The organism is Bacillus canaveralius (genome assembly GCF_002860125.1).
GTDB classification, from domain to species: Bacteria; Bacillota; Bacilli; order Bacillales; family Cytobacillaceae; genus Bacillus_BJ; species Bacillus_BJ canaveralius.
Window position 1 is genome coordinate 203,100 of record NZ_PGVA01000028.1, and the last position, 19,524, is coordinate 222,623.

The window sequence follows — 19,524 nt, forward strand, 5'->3', positions numbered from 1 at the left end:
CAGAAAAACAATAATGCATTATTGCAAACTGTGGTAGTGAACGATAAGATTGAATGTATGAGCAAAATTTATGATTGTCAAAAGAGAGAGGAATTTTTATGTCTAGTAAATTACATGATGAAGTGCTTGCAAGACGCACTTTTGCAATTATATCCCACCCTGACGCAGGGAAAACGACTTTAACGGAAAAACTGCTCCTGTTTGGGGGCGCAATCCGCGATGCGGGAACAGTAAAAGCCAAAAAAACCGGGAAATTTGCGACGAGCGACTGGATGGAAATCGAGAAGCAGCGCGGAATTTCCGTTACATCGAGTGTGATGCAATTCGATTACCAGGGGAACCGCGTTAATATCCTCGATACTCCCGGCCACCAGGACTTTAGTGAGGATACGTACAGAACGCTGACAGCTGTTGACAGCGCCGTCATGATCATTGATTCCGCAAAAGGGATCGAGGCGCAAACTTTAAAGCTTTTTAAAGTTTGCCGGATGCGTGGCATTCCGATTTTTACGTTTATCAATAAATTGGACCGCCAGGGTAAAAATCCACTTGAACTGCTTGCTGAACTTGAAGAGGTTTTGGGGATTGAATCGTACCCAATGAATTGGCCAATTGGCATGGGCAAGGAATTCTATGGCATTTACGATCGTTTTTATAAGCGAATCGAACAATTCCGGGCAAATGAAGAAGACCGGTTTATCAGCCTCAACGAACAAGGGGAAATTGACGGTGAGCATCCTTTGAAGGCTTCGTCGTTATATGACCAGACACTTGAAGAAGTACTGCTGTTGAATGAAGCAGGCAATGAATTTTCAAAAGAAAAGATTGCAGATGGTACATTGATTCCCGTCTTCTTTGGCAGTGCTTTGACCAATTTTGGTGTGCAAACATTCCTGGAAACGTATTTGCAGTTTGCCCCGCCACCGCAACCGCGCCATTCGACATCAGGCGAAATCGACCCGCTTTCGAATGAGTTCTCAGGGTTTATTTTCAAAATCCAGGCAAATATGAACCCGGCCCACCGCGACAGAATTGCATTCCTGCGGATTTGTTCAGGAAAATTTGAGCGGGGCATGTCCGTAAACCTGGCACGGACCGGCAAACAAATGAAGCTTGCCCAATCTACTCAATTCATGGCTGATGACAGAAGTACAGTAGAGGAAGCTGTCAGCGGTGATATTATCGGTTTGTACGATCCAGGCCTTTATCAAATCGGTGATACGCTTACTTCTGGAAAAGAATCGTTCCAGTATGACAAGCTGCCACAGTTTACCCCCGAATTATTTGTACGGGTGACAGCGAAAAATGTTATGAAGCAAAAACATTTCCACAAAGGGATCCAACAGCTTGTCCAGGAAGGCGCTATCCAGCTTTTTAAAACGGTCAAAAGCGAGGAGTATTTGCTTGGAGCGGTCGGCCAGCTCCAATTTGAAGTATTCGAGCACCGTATGAAGAACGAATACAATGTAGAGGTGCTAATGGAGCGTGTTGGCAACAAAATTGCCCGCTGGGTCGAAAATGAGCAGATTGATGAAAATCTCTCCAGTTCTCGCAGCCTTCTTGTTCATGACCGTTACGAGAAAAAAGTGTTCTTGTTTGAAAATGACTTCGCATTACGCTGGTTCCAGGAAAAAAATCCGAATATCAAACTATATAATCCGATGGATTCGGCTGATGAATAGGGGGGAGGGGCATCGTTGTATGCCTCTCTTTCTGATTTTAACTTGAGTGGGAAATTTTTTCATATCATCGGTTTCGCTTATTAAAGTTGATTTTCGCTTAATTATTTATTTTTTCACATGAAACAATAACAAGCGGCTCCATAGTTGCATACCTTTAAGCCCTCTTATATAGTGAATTCTAGATATTTGAACGGAGCACCATTAATTTTCAACCAGTCTGACGAGCCCTGAGAGGAGTACATAATGAAATTAAGCAATTTTTCGATTAGAAGGCCAGTGTTTACGATTGTAACGATGTTTCTTGTCTTAATTTTGGGGGTGGTTTCACTCTTAAATATCCCGATTAAGTTGATTCCTGATATTAATCCGCCGGTAGGGGTCGTTGTCGCGAACTATCCTGGGGCAAGCCCGGAGGAAGTGCTTGAGAAAGTAACAAAGCCTCTCGAAGAAAATCTTGCAACACTTCCGGGAATAAAGACGATCACCTCTACATCGCAAGAGGGGGCCAACTTTGTTCTAATGGAATTTTCCTGGACGACGTCAATGGACGAAATTCAGGATGATGTCGTGCAAAGAATTGATCAAACGAGATTGCCTGATGATGTCGAAAAGCCACGTTTTCTTAAGTTCGATCCTTCATTATTTCCAATCATCCAACTATCGTTAAGTTCAGAAGGTAATGAGGAATCATTAAGAGAACTTGCCGACGATTTAAAGCTTGAGCTGACGAAAGTAGATGGAGTGGCAAGTGTTAATCTTTCCGGAACATCCGTGCAAAATGTCCGGGTTGAATTGAATCAGGATCAATTGAGAGCGTACCACTTAACTCAATCAGATATCGTCGATACGATCGAGGCTAATAATATTTCGTTCCCTGGCGATACCATTTTAGCCGATGGAAAAGAATTAACAACGAGAATCATCAGTACAATTAATTCTGTCGACACATTAAAAAATCTGACTGTCACTGTTAACCCGGCCACTGGCCAAAACATTCGCTTACAGGATGTCAGCACTGTTGAAATCGTCAAACAGGATGACCGCACGATTACAAGGGCAAATCAAGCGCCGTCTGTGCTGATAAGTGTTCTGCAACAGTCCGATGCCAATACTGCTGCCGTATCGAAAGCGTTTGTGAATGAATTAAATGAGCAGCTGCAATTGGACAAGTATAAGGGGATAGAGGCAGAAGTTCTTTTCAATCAGGGCGATTATATCCAACAGGCAATCGGGAATATCTCCGATTCGCTTATTTTGGGTGGGGCCCTGGCGATGGTTGTCTTGTTCTTTTTTCTAAGGAGCATCAAAAGTCCGCTTATTATTGGAATTGCGATTCCTTATTCAGTTATTTTCACGTTTGTCTTGATGTACTTCTCCGATTTTACGCTCAACATCATGACGCTTGGCGGTTTGGCGCTCGGAATCGGAATGCTTGTCGATAATTCAATCGTTGTTATTGAAAATATATACCGCCACCTGTCGATGGGGAAAGGTCCAAAAGAAGCTGCCCATGCTGGTGCTAAGGAAGTTGGCGGCGCAATAACGGCATCGACCCTGACCACAGTTGTCGTATTTTTGCCGGTTGCCTTCATCTCGGGGATTATTGGTGAGTTATTCACAGAGTTTGCCCTGACAATCTCGTTCAGCCTGTTTGCCTCACTGATTGTGGCATTAACAGTTGTACCGATGCTGGCTAGCCGCTTGTTGAAGACACCGAAAAAGAACATTGAAAGAAAACGGCAGCGTTCCGGTTTCCTGAAAATGCTTGAAAGATCGACGAGGTGGTCTTTACGGCATCGCTTTATTGTTATGTTGATTTCATTGCTTCTTCTGGCCGCGGGAGGGTATGGATTGACGATCGTCGGAACACAATTTTTGCCGGCGACTGATGAGGGGTTTTTCAGCGTGCGCGTCAATCTGGAAAATGGAGCTGCCTTAACGGAAACAGAAAAGGTAATGGCTGCCCTTGAGAGCGAGTTGAAGGAGCAGGACGATGTTGAAGTATATGTAAGTTTGATCGGCACAACCCAGGAAGCTGCGTTTAGAGGTGGAACTTCTGCCAATGTCGGTGAGCTATATATTAAAATGAACGATTTAGAAAAACGAGACCGATCCACCTTTCAATTTGTCGATGATCTAAAAAGCGATTTTCAGAGTGCCGCGAAAAATGCAAATCCAACGGCCGAGTTAACATATAATCTGCAATCCTCTGCCGGCACTGCGCCGAATACATTAACATTTAGTGTTCGTGACACGAATGAAGCAAGATTGCATGAATCGGTTGAAAAAATATATGCGTCATTGAGTGAGATGAATGATGTAAATGAATTATCGACAGACTTAATAGAGACGGTTGAAGAGATTCAAATCACGGTTAACCGGGAGAGAGCTCTTCAAGAGGGCCTGGCGCCTGCTCAGATCGCGATGATTGTAAATGATGTCACAAGGGGAGTGAGAGCTACACAAATTACCACCGAAGATTCAACGATTTATGGTGTTGATGTCGAATATGATAACGACATTACCCGGAATCTCGATCATTTGCGAAATCTCTTAATCAGGAAACCCGACGGAAACTATGTAGCCTTGGGACAGGTTACAACGATTGAAAACGGCAATGGTCCTGTCAACATCCAGCGAATTAACCAACAGAACGCGGTCCAGTTCACATTGAAATACAAAACATCCACGAATCTCGGGGTTATTTCCAATAAAGTAGATGAGCGAATAGCCGATCTCAAGTTGCCTGAAGGAATAGAAATTGTCTACAGCGGTGACAAAGAGCTTCTTGATTCTTCGATCAACGATCTGATCATGGCTTTTGGATTGGCAATAGTTTTCATATATCTTGTCATGGCTGCGCAGTTTGAATCGCTAAAATACCCGTTCGTCATTATGTTTACGGTTCCTCTAATGGTCATTGGCGTATCAATCGCGTTAGTGATCACGGATACGCCTATCAGCTTAACAGCGATTATCGGGTTTATCGTCCTCGCAGGCATCGTCGTTAATAATGCCATTGTGATCGTCGACTATATAAATCAGAAGAAAAATAGCGGTATGAAAACCTTTGATGCGATTGTTGTTGCTGTAAAGGACAGGGCGAGACCGATCTTTATGACGGCGTTAACGACAATCCTCGGTTTGGTCCCGCTGGCACTTGGAATTGGCGAAGGAACCGAGATCAACCAGCCGATGGCGATCACCGTAATTGGTGGCCTCATTAGCAGTACCTTATTAACTTTATTTGTCATCCCTGTTGTTTACAGTCTTTTTGATAAAGAAACACGGAGGATGAACAAGTTGTATGCTACACACGATGGACATCTCGTTCCGGGCTATCTTCTTGATTTACAGCCAGACAAGGACCAAACTTCAGAAACAGACCACTTTTTATCAGAAACGGTTGAATCGACAGGCAAATATAACAGAGAAGAAATGGCTGGTATGCTCGAGGAGCTTCTAAAAGTCGTCAAGGAAGACGAACCACTATCAAGGGTAAGATCAAGAAAGAATAAAGACTTATAATATGTACACAAGCCCCTCTTCTATTTTGGAAGAGGGATATTTTGTATTTTATTGTTGAACATGATTCGCGGATAACGATCGAAAAATCAATCATTTTGATAAGACGCCAAGCTGATAATTGGAATTTGTAAAAAAAAGGATTTTTTATACTTGTTAAATAAATGCGTTTGCCGTTGTGCATCCTAGAACTACCGACTAGTGCTGGAGGAAAGTGAATGAATGATATTTTATGTATGAACGCTGCGAAAACAATTGTATTTAAGCCCGCTATGATCGTCCGGCCCTTTTGGCATGCTCGTATTTACGAATTAATCTTAAAGGAAACGAACCGTGAAGATGAATGAAGAAAATGTCTAAGCTTGAAGCGGTCTTATGGAATATCGCGTTACCGGGTTTTAGCCAATTGCTCATTGGTCAATTTTTTAAAGGAGCCTTTTTTGTCGTTTTGGAAATCATCATAAATGTATGCAGTCATTTTAATGCCGCGATCATATTTAGCTTTTTGGGTGAGATCGACAGGGCGATCGAGGTGACAAACTTTCAATGGCTGATGTTTTACCCTTGTTTATACATGTTTGCCATGTGGGACGCGTACCGAACAGCTATGCCCGAAGACGAACAGCTGTCGTATTTACCGTTTGTATTTGCTGCCTATACAATCACTGTTGGCCTTATGCTTTCGACCAGGTTAAGGCTGTTCGGGATCTTGTTCGGCCCGGTTTTTTTGCCGATGATTTTTCTATTGGTTGGATTGCTGATTGGATTTACGCTGAGGTTTATATTGTTAAAAGTCCGCAGGAACCAGACAGATATTGCCCGATAAAATGGGCACGGGTGCACGCAATAAATACCGGCCGTGTTAACGGCCGGTGATCCATGAATATAAAATTAGTCTATCGGTTTTGGTTGGTTAAGTCAGACTGGGCTTGCGCTACCAGTCTTTTTGTTATTTCACCGCCGACAGATCCGTTTGAACGAGAGACAGTTTGTGCACCTAAATTAATTCCAAATTCCTGGGCAATTTCATATTTGACACTCTCTAAATATTCTTCAACTCCTGGTACAAGTAATTTTCTTCGGCTGCCTGCCATTTTAGTCAACTCCTCATCTGTTTATCAGTGGACTTTTAAATCCTCTGTAAACTTAGTTTGAGTCAGAATCTCCCAAACATGCGTGGTAATCTTTTTCGAAAATGGTTAGAAACCGTAAATGCTGCAGAAAATAAGCAGCGGCAGTCAGCGGTGAACAATTTTCGTAAAAAACGATATTTAATGGATAATTGAAAGAGGAGTCATGTTATGAACTTGACAACGGGGCTGTTCTTTTGGCCAATGACATTTCCTGCTGCTCCTGCATATCCTGCGTTGGAAGAGGATATTGAATGCGATGTGCTCATTATTGGCAGTGGGGTATCAGGTGCCAGCTGTGCTTATTTTTTTAGTGAAACCAACTTGAAAATTGTTGTAATAGATAAAAGAACGGTTGTTTCAGGGTGCTCAAGCGCCAACACAGGCTTGTTGCAATTTTCAAATGATAAACCGCTGTTTTCAATGATTAATTCGTTTGGTGAGAGAAAAGGCACGCGCCATTACCAATTGTGCCGGCAAGCACTTGCAGAGCTTGGCCAAACAATTATTCGGAGCCTGCCATTTGATCCGGATTTCAGGCAGCGGGACAGCTTATATTTTGCCAGCTCTGAAAAAGATGTTGCGGGATTGGAAAAAGAATTTGCGACTTTGCGAAAGTTTGACTTTCCTGTTCGGTTTTTAAATTCGGCGGATTTGAAAGACAGCTTCGGGATTTCTAAACCGGCTGCGCTTTTGACAACAGGAGATGCTGAGATTAATACCTTTAAATTTGCCCATGGCTTGCTCCAATATGCACAAGCAAAAGGTGTCCGGATTTTTGAACATACAGAAATGACTGGGCGAACGTTTAAAGACGGCTATATGTCTGTGTTCACATCAAACCATCGGGAGATCAAAGCGAGGTATATCATTATGGCAACAGGCCACGAGGCACTGGAAGAAGTGTCTGAAAAAAACGCTGTGCTCGACAGCTCATATGCGATTGCAACAAACCGTCTCGTTAAAGAAGATCTCTGGAAAGATCATGTTTTAATCTGGGAAACAGCGAGGCCATATTTGTATATGAGAACGACGGTTGATAACAGAATTATTATTGGCGGACTGGATGAACGAGCAGCAAAATCAGATCAGCGTGATACGATGCTCTATCATAAGCGGGACTTGCTTGTTGCTGAACTGGTCAAGCTTTTTCCGCATCTGAAAGGCAAGGTTTACCCGGATTATTATTGGACAGGCTTTTTTGGCAACACCCATGATGGATTGCCGATCATTGCCCGTTATGAACGGTTTCCCAATACATACTTTGTGATGGGCTATGGGGGAAACGGAACGGTTTCCAGCATCATTTCTGCCCGGATTTTAAGAGATGAGATAGCCGGTGAAGGAAGCAAGGATTTAGCTATTTATTTGAATGCACGGAATGAAAGATAAAAAAAAGACGGGCCAAAATCCGGCCCGCCGATATTTACAAATCACTGTAAGGAAGATGTCTCCCCGGCTGCTTCAAGCAGCAGATCGACTATATGGACGGCACGAACTTGTCCTGCCAGGTTTTCCCGTTCAATCCCGAGCTTCATTTGCAGCAGGCAGCCGGGATTAGCTGTGACAATGGTTGCCGCATGCGTTTCTTTTGCTTGTTTCATTTTATAATCGAGTATTTGCATCGACATTTCTGATTCGACAATATTATAGATGCCAGCCGATCCACAGCAGCGATCCGCATCTTTCATTTCCCGGTATTCTGTCCCTTTAATTGCCTGGATCAGCTTGCGCGGGGCGGACGCAGTTTTCATGACGTTGCGCAAATGACAGGAGTCTTGATACGTAATCACTTGATGTGGCAATTCGAGCTTCACTTTTTTGTGAAACTCCAATTCAGCAAGTATTTCAGTCACATCCTTTAGCTTCATTGAGAAATCGCGGGCCCGTTCCTCCCAGTCGGGGTCGTCTTTTAACAAATGGCCGTAATCGACGAGGAACGCTCCGCATCCGCCAGCATTTGTGATGATATAATCAACGTTTAAGTCTTCAAAGGCTTTAATATTTCTTTTTGCAAGCTCCCTGGCAGACGCCTTTTCACCACTGTGGCCGTGAAGGGCCCCGCAGCAGGCTTGTTCCTTTGGAATGACGATTTCACAGCCGGCAATCTGCAAAAGCTTCATTGTCGCATTATTTGTTTCCAAAAACATCGTGTCCATTAAGCATCCGGAAAAGAAGGCAACACGGCTTTTCGTATCGCCTTTAGCCGGCAGATGCTCAGGCCTGTTTTTCATTTCCGCTAAGCGCGGAACGTCCGGCAGTACTTTTTCCATCGTTGAGAGATTTTCTGGGAGCAGTTTTAATACACCCGTTCTTCGAGCGGCCTTCTGCAATCCTGATCTTTGATAAAATCCAAGCAGGCCCGTTAACGTTCTCATCCGGTTTTGATGCGGAAAAAGCCCGTCAAAGACTGCCTTTCGGACCGCCCGAACCGGTAATGAATGTTTTTTATTTTGGTTGATGATATCCCGGGCTTCTTCAAGCAAATGGCCGTATTTGACACCCGATGGGCAAACCGGCTCACATGCCCGGCAGCCAAGGCACATATCCAAAGATCTTTCGACATCCTCATCAGGTTCGATCAATCCATCGACAACCGCCTTCATCAAGGCAATTCTGCCGCGCGGCGAATGGGATTCCTTATAACCGGATTCAATGTAGGTGGGGCACGATGGCAGGCAGAACCCGCATCGCATACAGTTTAATAGTTCATCTTCATCCATTCGTTGCCGGAATTGCTGCTGAATCGCTTCCTGTTCAGTTCTTGTTGTCATTTTGTTACCACCACACGCTTCCTGCTGTCTTTAGCAAATACTTTTCCGGGATTTAATATGTTATTTGGGTCAAGTGCGGATTTGACCGCTTTCATCGCAGAAATCCCTTCTTTGCCAAGCTTCAACTCTAAATATGGGGCTTTCATCATCCCGACGCCGTGCTCCCCGGTAATCGTTCCGCCCAGTTCGATTGCTTTCATAAAAATTTCTTCAAATGCTTTTTCGACTCTTTCCATTTCCTCATGGTTTCTTGCGTCTGTCGGGCAGGTTGGATGGAGGTTGCCGTCTCCGGCATGGCCAAATGTACAAATTTTAACGTTATATTTTAACGCAATGTCATTAATGGCCTTAACCATATTGGCGATTTCGGAACGCGGAACAGTCGCATCTTCGAGGATCGTTGTCGGCTTCAGGCGGGCTAAAGCGGACAGGGCGGCGCGCCGGGCAGTGCGAAGCGCCTCAGCCTCAAACTCTGTTTCTGCCACTTCAACTGAGACGGCATGCTCCTGCTTGCAAATTTCGGTCATCCGCAAAATATCGCGGTCGACGACTTCTGCGGGGCCATCCTGTTCAATGAGAAGCACGGCTTTCACGTCAGTCGGCAAGCCGACTTGGGCGTGGGCTTCAACTACCTCCAGTGTAGGCTGGTCAAGAAATTCAAGCGTCGTTGGAATAATTTTGTTGGCGATAATCTTTGACACTGTTTTGGCAGCCGCTTCAATATCCTGGTACAGTGCCAGCATCGTCTTTTTCGTTTCCGGCATTGGGACAAGCTTGAGTGTCGCTTGCGTAATGATGCCAAGCGTCCCTTCAGAACCAACAAAAAGACGGGTGAAATCATAGCCGGCAACATCCTTTGCCAATTTTCCTCCGGTCCGGATAATTTCCCCACTTGCAAGCACGATTTCCAGGGCAATCACGTAGTCTCTTGTGACACCGTATTTTAACCCGCGCAGCCCGCCTGAGTTTTCGTTTATATTTCCGCCGATCGTCGAGATTTTCATTGAACTCGGATCAGGCGGGTAAAATAAACCTTTTGCCTCAACAGCATTGATTAAATCCAGGGTGATAACTCCCGGTTCAACCGTAACGGTCAAGTTTTCTTCATCAATCTCGATAATTTTGTTTAAATGTTTAAAAAGAAGAACAATTCCTCCTTCTGTCGGGCAGGTTCCGGCGCACAGGTTTGTGCCCGATCCCCGCGGTACGATAGGAATCCGGGCTGAATTGCATATTTTTACGATCTCGGCAACTTCGCTTGTGTTCCGCGGGCTTATGACAGCATCCGGCATCGACTGAAAATTGGGCGTTGCATCGTAAGAATAAACTAAGCGGCCTGCTTTGGAATCATCGTAATTTTCTGATCCGACAATGTCGAGCAGCTGGTTTTTTGTTTCAGTTGTAATCACTGATCTCTCTCCCCCCAAAAAAACATTAAAACGCTTTCAATTTTACTTAGCTGTTTAACCAATATTCTCAATTTTAAGTATAAAAAAAGCGGGAAAGTCCCGCTATGGATTTATATCTGAATATTATGGTGAATTTTTTTATATTTTTGTATGTTCGTCCAAAATCACGATCGCCAAAAACAGCGACAATAAATCCTCAATCGATGAAGGATCAAGCCCGGTTAAATCATTGATTTTTTTAAGCCGGTAGTGCAGCGTATTGATATGAATATGCAGGGCCGCAGCAGTATTTTTCAAGGAGTGGTTTTGTCGAAACAACTCTTTCAGGGTTAGCAAAAGTTCTTCCTCATCCAGGAGCGGATTTATTGTTCGCTGCAAAAACGCTGACTTTGTCTCGCTTTTTATGTCATCCAGGATCATTTCAAAAGTTAAATCCTCATCAAAAACGACCGTTTCCTTCACCAGTGCCGATTTTAACGCTCTAAGCGCCTGCCGGTACGAGTGATGAATCTGGCCGGGAGCTGCCCGCTGGCCGACACCAATTAAAATAGAAGCACCATATTGTTTTTTCCAAAAATGCTCCGCCTTAGAAATCTTTTGTTTTAAGGAGTGGTTTGAGCTTTCCGCCGACAGCCACAAAATCCGTTCATTGCCCCATCTGATGATGATGTCGTCTGCGATATCTTCGTTGAGGCTTTTAAGTGACTGCCCGAGCTCCCGCTGGCTGATCGATTCCGGCAGGCGGATTTCTCCGAGCAGCACTCTCCTTGGAATCGTGACGTCTATATGTAAAAGCTTCGCCCGGTCCAAAAAGGATGAATCCCATTCGTGAATCTGCATCCAGTCAAATACGAATGCTTCCATCGCCCTTGATTGAATTTCCAGTTGTTCTGCATAGTAGTTTTCACTGATTAGCAGCTCGGTCATCTTGCGGATAATTTCTCCAAATGGGGAAACTTTGTCGGGATTACCGGTAATGCCAATGATGCCGATGACTTCTTTTTTGAAAAATATCGGCAGGTTGATTCCGGCTTTAACCCCCGTTAACCTTGTTTCATCTTCTTTTGTAATGATCCGCTTTGCTTTCCGTTTAAAAACCAAAAACGCTCCTTCGTGAAACGTTCCGACCCTTACAGGATCGGTGCTTGCAATAATCGTTCCATCTGGATTGGCCACAATGATATCCTCATTTAATAGCTTTCTTACTTCGATGATAATTTTTTCGGCAAGCCCCGGCAATAACATAGCATATCCTCCCAGTGTTCTTAAAACTATTATAAAGATTATAAGAAAATCATGCTATTGTCCTGATATTGCTTTTCAAATTCGGGTATTTTCTTTATGATAAGGGTTGGGAAAATGTCGAAAGGACAAACGTGAAATGTGGAATAAGGTACAAAAAAGACTTGACAAAATCACACCTGCTCGGGCAATTGTCAGCTATTATTTTCTGGCGGTCAGCGTCTCTGTCCTGTTGTTAAGCATACCGGCAGTCTTTCAGCCGGGTGTTTCCATCAGCTTTGTTGACACAGTTTTTACAGCAGTCAGCGCGGTGAGTGTAACAGGGCTTGCCGTTTTTGATATTTCGGAAACGTATAGCGTTTTCGGTATTTTTATGTTGATGTTTGTCCTCCAATTCGGTGGTATTGGAGTGATGACACTCGGAACATTCTTCTGGCTGCTGCTTGGGAAGAAGATAGGGCTGAGGGAACGCAGATTAATTATGACCGATCATAATCAAGCCAACCTGGCAGGTGTTGTTAACTTAATAAAGGAAATTTTAACGATTATTCTTTTAATCGAATTGATCGGCACTTTAGTTTTGGGATTATATTTTTTAAAATATTACCCGACGTGGGGGGAGGCTTTTCTACACGGCCTTTTTGCAGCGGTCAGCGCGACAACAAATGGCGGTTTTGACATTACCGGCGCTTCGCTACAGCCATTTGCGGACGATTATTTTGTTCAAATCATCAACATTATCTTGATTACATTGGGGGCAATTGGGTTTCCTGTTTTAATCGAAGTGAAGGCCTATTTATTTCCGAAAAACAATGGGGGCAACTTCCGGTTTTCCCTGTTCACAAAGCTGACAACGGTCACTTTTGCAGCTCTACTGTTCGGCGGTACATTGCTGATCTTAATCATTGAAAGCCAACATTACTTTGAGGGTGTCTCCTGGCATAAATCGTTCTTTTATGCCTTCTTCCAGTCGGCTTCGACGCGGAGCGGGGGACTCGCCACCATGGATGTCAGTGAATTTGCGGTCCCGACCTTGCTGATTATGTCTCTTTTAATGTTTATCGGTGCTTCGCCAAGCTCCGTCGGTGGAGGAATAAGAACGACCACCTTTGCCTTGAATATCTTATTTGTTTACCACTTTGCGAAAGGCAACCGCAGCATTAAAATTTTCAAACGTGAGATTTTCGAGGAAGACATTATCAAATCATTGGCCGTTACGATGCTGGCAATGATTCTATGTTTAATGTCACTCGTTATTTTATCGATTACCGAACAGCACCATAGCCTGCTTGAAATTTTGTTCGAAATTTGCTCAGCGTTTGGGACAACAGGCTTATCAATGGGAATTACTCCGGATTTATCGACACTGGGAAAATGCATTATTATGGCGCTGATGTTCATTGGCAGAATTGGCTTAATTTCATCTTTATTTTTACTTGGCGGTACAGAAAAAAAGGCAAAATACCATTTTCCAAAGGAAAAAGTAATTATTGGTTAAATGAATTTCATAAGCAATGCATTAATTGATAAACGAAAGTTATTCAAAATTGATATAGTATTATTCGTTTCCGTACAGAATACTCCTGTTTATTTTAGACAATTGAGGTTTAGCTTATTACATTGCGAAAATTTACTCGGTTAATAAAGAAATTCTGGGCGAGTACCCGGGATTTCTTTTTTATTTTTTCTATGGTAAAAGATGATACATATCTTTTCCACGGAAGCTAAAAATAGGACTGACAAGGTTGAATGAATATCGCGAATCCAAAACGCCGAGTGTAGTGCTGGTAGAGCAATGCGTGTAAATATCCGCATGAATGTTCAGGGATTTCTTCGTTACATTGCAGGCAAAAATATATGGTCAAACAGAGGAGGGCGGGAGTAAATGAAAAAAAGCAGCGATAAACAAGCACAACAAGCCAATGTTGAATTCGGAAGCGAATTTGGGGATATAAATGCAAGCAAAATATACGAAATTCCTTTTATGAATGATAAGAAAAGCACGAAGGAAAACAAGAAGAGGAACTAATAATAAAAAGGTCTTGAGCCGATATTAGCACTCAAGACCTTCAGGACGTTTTAATTGGAACCATTTAGAAGCTTTTTTTTACAGGTGAAGACAGATGCTCTCTCTTCAGTTGCTGAAAAGTAGACCAGCAGCATGCTGGGCTCAAGCTCGATCTCGGCGGTTATTAAATATTTTTCAAGGTTAAATGGGATTTCTTCAAGCATCGTATGCTTATAAAGCTCTTTTTCCTGAAGACCGAGCTCCAGATAGCCCTTTCCAAGCAAGCCGGGCTTTTGCAGCAATTCCTTGTAAATGGCGGTTCGTTCCGCCTTTTCAAATGAAGCCTGCCACCACGGTTTCCTTGGCTTATATTTGTGATTTGATAAATAGTCATATTTCATTAAACCTTCAATAATTTCGAGTTGGCTCAAGTTTTTATATTGCAAAAACTGCCTGAGCCTGTTAAAAAGATCCTCGAGCTGATGCCCGATCCGTTCCCAGCCTTGTTCTTCCCAATACGAACCGAATTGCTGGAAGAACTCAAAAGGAGACGAAAATACCTTTGAAACGAGATATTCAATTGTCTCGTCCATCCGGTGGTCATTCCAAAATTTTTCAAGTACATCTTCGACTTGCTTGATGCGAATAATATCGTTAAAGGACAGGACATTATTTCCCAAAATTTCATATGGAGAATGGTCCATATATACATATTGATGCTGATCAGCCCGCAATCGCAGACCGGTTCCGCGCAGCATTTTTAAAAAGCCGAGCTGAAGCTCTTCCGGTCTGAGGGCGAACACATCATTAAAGGTAGTTGAGAAAGTAGCGTAATCTTCTTCCGGAAGCCCGGCAATTAAATCGAGATGCTGGTCGATTTTCCGGCCATCTTTTACCATTGTGACAGTTCGGGACAGCTTTTCGAAATTTTGCTTTCTCATGACGAGCTCGTTCGTGTAGTCATTGGTTGACTGGACACCTATCTCGAAGCGGAATAAACCTGGCGGCGCTTCGCGGTTTAGAAAATCAATCACCTCAGGGCGCATGATATCCGCGGTAATTTCAAATTGAAAGACAGTCCCAGGCAGATGCTCATCAATTAAGAATTGAAACATGTCCATTGCATAGCTGCGGCTGATATTAAAAGTCCGGTCAACAAATTTAATCGTTTTCGCTCCATGCTTCATTAAATAACGGATATCGTCTTTGACTTTTTCACGGTCAAAATAACGGACACCGACTTCAATTGAAGAAAGGCAAAATTGGCAACTGAACGGGCAGCCTCGGCTCGTTTCAATATAAGTTACCCTTTTTGAGAAATGGCGAATATCCTCTTCAAACCGGAACGGGGACGGCAGCTCCCGCAGGTCTAATTTGTTTCGCTGCGGGTTGATGACCGTTTTGCCACCATTCCTGTATGCAAGAGCGGGAACCTTTGAAAAATCCCCAGAGCCGTTAAGCTCAGTTAACAATTGTTTGAATGTTTCTTCCCCTTCGCCAACGACAATAAAGTCAAATTCAGCGTTTTCGTTCATCCATTCATGCACATCATAGGTTACCTCCGGACCGCCGACAACGATCTGGATATATGGATTGATTTTCTTGATCATTTTGATCACTTTGATAGTTTCTTCTATATTCCAAATATAACAGCTAAACCCGATAAGATCAGGCTCTTTGCGAATAAGGTCCGTAACAATGTTCATAATCGGGTCTTTGATCGTGTATTCAGTTAGTTGCACGTCAAACTCAGGACGGGCGTAAGCTTTTAAATAACGAATCGCAATATTTGTGTGAATATATTTCGCGTTTAAAGTTGTACAGACAATATTCATGCTCGGTTTTCAGACTCCTTTTCAGAGTTAAGGCTATTTAGTTGAAACAACTGTTTATTATATAGTATTGTTCACAAAAAAGGTATAGCAAAAACATAGCAGCCCGCATGCAAAAAGCCCTCCTAATCGGAGGGCTTTCGCATTTGTGATTTACAGTTTTACAATCATTTAAGGGATCATCCAGGAAAGGATGCCATTTTGCAAGAACGTCAATATTCCAATTAACATGACTAGGAAAAGACTGTGCTTGATTGTGAAGCGGAATAAATCTGATTCCTTTCCGGCCAGACCAACTGCCGCGCATGCAACTGCGATCGACTGCGGGGAAATCATCTTACCGGTAACGCCACCCGACGAGTTTGCGGCAACCGCGAGGATTGGATCCATGCCAACTGAAGTCGCTGTCACCTTTTGGAGATTTCCAAACAGCAGGTTCGCGGATGTATCGGAACCGGTTATGAATACCCCGAGCCAACCGAGGAATGGCGAGAAGAATGGGAATAAAAAGCCAGTTTTAGCTAACGTCATTCCTAACGTCGTACTCATTCCTGAAGCATTCGTTACATAAGCAAAACCAACAACTGAACCAATTGTAATAACCGGAAATTTAAGTTCATTTAACGTTTCAGCAAAAGTTCTGATCCAATCCTTCCAGGCAATCCCCACTATATATTTAGTAATAATCGTTGCGATGAGAATCGCTGTACCGGCCGCACCCAAAATTTCCAGCTTGTAGAGAGCGGCAATTTCTGTCCCGGCTCCAGTTAAAATGCGATTATGGAGCAATGGCACTTCAGGCATTACAGTTAACGCGTTTCCAACTGAATTTATGGCTTTTAAAACTGCGTTCGGCCCCTCATAATGGCCCGTTAACGACAGTTTCAGCGTTGGAATTCCCCACAATGAAATAACCCCTGTTAAAACAAGGAAAGGAGACCATGCTTTGAAAATTTGTCCGCCAGTATAAGAAATCTGCTTTTCCACAGGCTTCCTCACCGCAGAAGCAGCAGCCATTTCCTGCTCGGCAGAAAATCTGAAAATCGTTTTTGGTTTCCAAAACTTTAAGAAAATAGCTAATGCAAACAATGACACCAATGCAGATAAAATATCCGGAAGTTCAGGTCCTAAAAAGTTAGAAGACAAATACTGGGTAACAGCAAAAGAAACGCCGGATACGAGAATGGCAGGCATAATTTCCAATGCTTTTTTAAATCCTGCCATAATAACTACTAAATAGAAAGGTATAAAAACAGACAAGAATGGTAATTGTCTGCCAACCATCTTTGAAATTTCCATCGCCGGAATTCCTGTTGGACCTTCTACAGCAATAATTGGAATTCCGATCGCACCAAATGCAACAGGCGCTATATTGGCAATTAAACACAGCCCGGCGGCATAAAGCGGGTTAAATCCAAGTCCGACAAGCAAAGCTGCCGATATCGCTACTGGTGCACCAAAGCCTGCAGCACCTTCCAGAAATGCCCCGAATGAGAACGCTACCAAAAGTGCCTGTAAACGCCTGTCTTCCGTAATCGACAGGACTGAATTGCGGATAATTTCAAACTGTCCAGTCTTCACAGTTAATTTATAAAGAAATACTGATGTAATGATGATCCAGCCAATTGGCAGAATCCCATATGCTGCACCCTGTGTAGCTGACATAAAAGCCATTCCGGCCGGCATTTTAAATGCAATGACCGCCACTGCCAGCGCAACGAGCAATGTCGTCAGCCCAGCCACATACCCCTTCATACGTTTAATGGCAAGCGCCCAAAAGAAATAGACGATTGGAATTAAAGCGACTACGGCGGAAAGGGCGAGACTATCCCTTACCGGTGTGAAATTTTGTACAAATGTCATAGCATTACCCCCATGTTGATCATTTTCAGTCTTTAACAATTAATTCTCCCATAAAAATTTCCTTGAAGAAATCGCTTTCAATAATACGGTTAGCAAGTGATTAGGTCATCTGATGACCAGAAAGCGAAACCTATTGAGACAAATTATAGAGTTGAATCTATAAAAAAACAATATGTTTTTTCATTTTTTTGAATTTTAAAATTTGATTAATAGATTCGTATTTTTTTTGTTTAAGAATGTCACAATAGAGACATAAATGTATAATAAAAGTTAAAAGGAAACGGTGAAACGGGGACAAGGGAAAATGAGCAATATTAATTACAAGAAAATAAAGCCGAAGAAGATTTATGAAGAAGTGGCTGAAGCAATTCATGAAATGATTCGCCAGGGACAATTAAAACCGGGAGACAGACTTGATTCTGTTCAACAACTGTCAGAAAATTTCCAAGTCGGACGTTCGGCAATCCGTGAAGCTTTATCGGCCTTAAGGGCGATTGGTCTTGTTGAAATGAGGCAGGGGGAAGGAACTTATGTAAAAGAATTCGAGGCGGCTCAAATAAACTTTCCGCTATCTACAGCGATTTTGATGAACAAAAAAGATGTTGCCCACTTGTTGGGAGTGCGAAAGATATTGGAAGCCGGGGCCGCAGCCGCAGCCGCTGTTCAAAGAACGAATGAAGATCTGGCTGCGTTATCACATGCACTGGACGAAATGAAACAAGCCCATGGCAACGAAGAGTTAGGTGAAAAAGCCGACCTCGAATTTCACCTTGCACTGGCGGCAGCTTCACAAAATCCGCTATTGGCAAGCCTGATGAGTCATGTTTCCGGTTTGATGGTGGAAACGATGAAAGAAACACGCAGGCTCTGGCTCTTTTCCAGGCAAACGACCACTGAACTGCTGTACAATGAGCACCTCGCTATCTTCGAAGCAGTTAAAAACCAGGAGGAGGAAGCAGCAAGGAGTACGATTCTAGCCCATTTAAACAATGTCGAAACGATTCTGAGCAAATACTGGCAAGAAACCGGCACGATGGAAAGGGATGACGTGATCTAATGCAACGAAGTTTTTCATCGCCTAAAAAAAATTACATAAGGGAAAAAATTAATGGCCCAACACACTATACATTTATTAATCGGTCTCGTTTTTTCTGATTATTTGCAGTTTTTTAAAAATCATTAAATAAAACCCTTTCATGATTATTTCGTTTTGTAGTACTATACGATTAATAGTTTATTTCAAGCTAGTCATCAGATGACCGGCTGATTAGTTCATTAAAAGAATGAGAGTAGAATGGAAGTTTACTATATGAGGAGATGGAAGAATGAAGGTTACCCTATTTGCTACTTGCCTGGTTGATATGTTTCAGGGCGATGTCGGGAAAGCGACAGTAGAAGTGTTGGAACGGCTTGGCTGTAAGATTGATTTTCCCGAATCTCAAGTGTGCTGCGGCCAGCCTGCCTATAATAGCGGCTATGTGAAGGAATCAAAGGAAGCGATGAAACGAATGATCGCATCGTTTCAGGATGCAGAATATGTTGTTTCGCCTTCAGGATCATGCGCTGCGATGTTTAAGGAATATCCGCATATCTTTAAAGATGATCCAGTTTGGGGGCCAAAAGCACAGGCGCTTTCTGATAAAACGTATGAATTGACGGAATTTATCGTTGATGTTTTGCAGGTGGAGAATGTCGGGGCACGGCTAAGCGGGAAAGGAACCTTCCATACCTCCTGTCATATGACAAGACTGTTGGGCGTAAAAGAGGCCCCTATCAAACTATTAAAAAATGTGGAAGGGTTGGAATTTACGGAGCTGCCAGGCAAGGAAAACTGTTGCGGGTTCGGCGGAACGTTTTCCGTGAAAATGGCGCAAATTTCTGAGCAGATGGTAGATGAAAAAGTATGCCATGTTGAAGAAACTGGAGCAGAATACTTAATTGGTGCAGATGCTGGCTGTTTAATGAATATCGGGGGACGGATTGACAGAAAAGGGGTACCGGTCAAGGTTCTGCATATTGCCGAAGTACTGAACAGCAGATAGAAGATTTTAAGAGAATC

15 protein-coding genes are annotated in these 19,524 nt (G+C 43.1%); 9 read left to right on the forward strand and 6 right to left on the reverse strand.

Annotated elements, in window-relative coordinates:
* Positions 1-98: 98 nt before the first annotated feature.
* The 4 genes from CU635_RS13255 (at position 99) to CU635_RS13265 (ending at position 6,033) form a co-directional block, all read left to right on the forward strand.
* Positions 99-1,682 carry a peptide chain release factor 3 gene (locus CU635_RS13255; protein ID WP_101577846.1) on the forward strand — a complete coding sequence of 528 codons (1,584 nt, stop codon included), beginning with the start codon at positions 99-101 and terminating at the stop codon, positions 1,680-1,682.
* 243 nt (positions 1,683-1,925) lie between these two features.
* Positions 1,926-5,210, forward strand: coding sequence for an efflux RND transporter permease subunit (locus CU635_RS13260; protein ID WP_101577847.1), 3,285 nt, complete (start codon positions 1,926-1,928; stop codon positions 5,208-5,210).
* A 215-nt stretch (positions 5,211-5,425) separates the two neighbouring features.
* Complete coding sequence (locus CU635_RS24100) at positions 5,426-5,554, forward strand: hypothetical protein (protein WP_257985649.1); 129 nt, start codon at positions 5,426-5,428, stop codon at positions 5,552-5,554.
* Entirely contained in the window at positions 5,551-6,033 is a 483-nt protein-coding gene (locus CU635_RS13265) for a hypothetical protein (protein ID WP_101577848.1), read from the forward strand. Before CU635_RS24100 ends, CU635_RS13265 begins: the two co-directional genes overlap by 4 nt.
* A 70-nt stretch (positions 6,034-6,103) precedes the next feature.
* Here the strand turns inward: CU635_RS13265 and CU635_RS13270 are convergent, their stop codons facing one another.
* Positions 6,104-6,301 carry an alpha/beta-type small acid-soluble spore protein gene (locus tag CU635_RS13270; RefSeq protein ID WP_101577849.1) on the reverse strand — a complete coding sequence of 66 codons (198 nt, stop codon included), beginning with the start codon at positions 6,299-6,301 and terminating at the stop codon, positions 6,104-6,106.
* A gap of 207 nt (positions 6,302-6,508) precedes the next feature.
* Here CU635_RS13270 and CU635_RS13275 point away from each other — a divergent pair, with 207 nt between their 5' ends.
* Positions 6,509-7,729 carry an NAD(P)/FAD-dependent oxidoreductase gene (locus tag CU635_RS13275; RefSeq protein WP_101577850.1) on the forward strand — a complete coding sequence of 407 codons (1,221 nt, stop codon included), beginning with the start codon at positions 6,509-6,511 and terminating at the stop codon, positions 7,727-7,729.
* Between the two features lie 41 nt (positions 7,730-7,770).
* On the opposite strand, the gene CU635_RS13280 is transcribed toward CU635_RS13275, so the two are convergent.
* The 3 genes from CU635_RS13280 to CU635_RS13290 all read right to left on the reverse strand — a co-directional run bounded on the left by CU635_RS13280 (position 7,771) and on the right by CU635_RS13290 (position 11,765).
* A complete protein-coding gene (locus tag CU635_RS13280) occupies positions 7,771-9,111 on the reverse strand; it encodes a (Fe-S)-binding protein (RefSeq protein ID WP_101577851.1) in 1,341 nt (446 codons plus the stop codon).
* Positions 9,108-10,520, reverse strand: coding sequence for a glycolate oxidase subunit GlcD (gene glcD, locus CU635_RS13285; RefSeq protein WP_101577852.1), 1,413 nt, complete (start codon positions 10,518-10,520; stop codon positions 9,108-9,110). The genes CU635_RS13280 and glcD overlap by 4 nt, the downstream gene beginning before the upstream one ends.
* Before the next feature lie 138 nt (positions 10,521-10,658).
* Positions 10,659-11,765: a CdaR family transcriptional regulator gene (locus CU635_RS13290; RefSeq protein WP_101577853.1), complete on the reverse strand. Its 1,107-nt coding sequence runs from the start codon at positions 11,763-11,765 to the stop codon at positions 10,659-10,661.
* Positions 11,766-11,901: 136 nt separating this feature from the next.
* Here CU635_RS13290 and CU635_RS13295 point away from each other — a divergent pair, with 136 nt between their 5' ends.
* The gene (locus tag CU635_RS13295) at positions 11,902-13,260 is read left to right on the forward strand and encodes a TrkH family potassium uptake protein (RefSeq protein ID WP_101577854.1); all 1,359 of its coding nucleotides are present in this window, start codon (positions 11,902-11,904) and stop codon (positions 13,258-13,260) included.
* A 387-nt stretch (positions 13,261-13,647) separates the two neighbouring features.
* A complete protein-coding gene (locus CU635_RS23375) occupies positions 13,648-13,791 on the forward strand; it encodes a hypothetical protein (RefSeq protein ID WP_180955653.1) in 144 nt (47 codons plus the stop codon).
* 50 nt (positions 13,792-13,841) lie between these two features.
* Here CU635_RS23375 and CU635_RS13300 read toward each other — a convergent pair whose 3' ends face one another.
* Together CU635_RS13300 and CU635_RS13305 are read right to left on the reverse strand one after the other, a co-directional pair.
* Positions 13,842-15,605, reverse strand: a complete 1,764-nt coding sequence (locus CU635_RS13300; protein ID WP_101577855.1) for a B12-binding domain-containing radical SAM protein — start codon at positions 15,603-15,605, stop codon at positions 13,842-13,844.
* Positions 15,606-15,773: 168 nt separating this feature from the next.
* A complete protein-coding gene (locus CU635_RS13305) occupies positions 15,774-17,465 on the reverse strand; it encodes an L-lactate permease (protein ID WP_101577856.1) in 1,692 nt (563 codons plus the stop codon).
* 313 nt (positions 17,466-17,778) lie between these two features.
* On the opposite strand from CU635_RS13305, the gene CU635_RS13310 reads away from it, so the two are divergent.
* Entirely contained in the window at positions 17,779-18,522 is a 744-nt protein-coding gene (locus tag CU635_RS13310) for a FadR/GntR family transcriptional regulator (RefSeq protein WP_373270867.1), read from the forward strand.
* 268 nt (positions 18,523-18,790) lie between these two features.
* On the forward strand, positions 18,791-19,507 hold the full coding sequence (locus CU635_RS13315) for a (Fe-S)-binding protein (RefSeq protein ID WP_101577858.1): 717 nt from the start codon (positions 18,791-18,793) through the stop codon (positions 19,505-19,507).
* Positions 19,508-19,524: the final 17 nt, after the last annotated feature.

Bases quoted from the DNA above. Each gene is read 5' to 3' on its own strand.
- CU635_RS13300 (WP_101577855.1), bottom strand. From the start codon at position 15,605: ATGAATATTGTCTGTACAACTTTAAACGCGAAATATATTCACACAAAT.
- CU635_RS24100 (WP_257985649.1), top strand. From the start codon at position 5,426: ATGAATGATATTTTATGTATGAACGCTGCGAAAACAATTGTATTTAAG.
- CU635_RS13315 (WP_101577858.1), top strand. From the start codon at position 18,791: ATGAAGGTTACCCTATTTGCTACTTGCCTGGTTGATATGTTTCAGGGC.
- CU635_RS13270 (WP_101577849.1), bottom strand. From the start codon at position 6,301: ATGGCAGGCAGCCGAAGAAAATTACTTGTACCAGGAGTTGAAGAATAT.
- CU635_RS13255 (WP_101577846.1), top strand. From the start codon at position 99: ATGTCTAGTAAATTACATGATGAAGTGCTTGCAAGACGCACTTTTGCA.
- CU635_RS13260 (WP_101577847.1), top strand. From the start codon at position 1,926: ATGAAATTAAGCAATTTTTCGATTAGAAGGCCAGTGTTTACGATTGTA.
- CU635_RS23375 (WP_180955653.1), top strand. From the start codon at position 13,648: ATGAAAAAAAGCAGCGATAAACAAGCACAACAAGCCAATGTTGAATTC.
- CU635_RS13290 (WP_101577853.1), bottom strand. From the start codon at position 11,765: ATGTTATTGCCGGGGCTTGCCGAAAAAATTATCATCGAAGTAAGAAAG.
- CU635_RS13280 (WP_101577851.1), bottom strand. From the start codon at position 9,111: ATGACAACAAGAACTGAACAGGAAGCGATTCAGCAGCAATTCCGGCAA.
- CU635_RS13295 (WP_101577854.1), top strand. From the start codon at position 11,902: ATGTGGAATAAGGTACAAAAAAGACTTGACAAAATCACACCTGCTCGG.
- CU635_RS13275 (WP_101577850.1), top strand. From the start codon at position 6,509: ATGAACTTGACAACGGGGCTGTTCTTTTGGCCAATGACATTTCCTGCT.
- CU635_RS13305 (WP_101577856.1), bottom strand. From the start codon at position 17,465: ATGACATTTGTACAAAATTTCACACCGGTAAGGGATAGTCTCGCCCTT.
- CU635_RS13265 (WP_101577848.1), top strand. From the start codon at position 5,551: ATGAAGAAAATGTCTAAGCTTGAAGCGGTCTTATGGAATATCGCGTTA.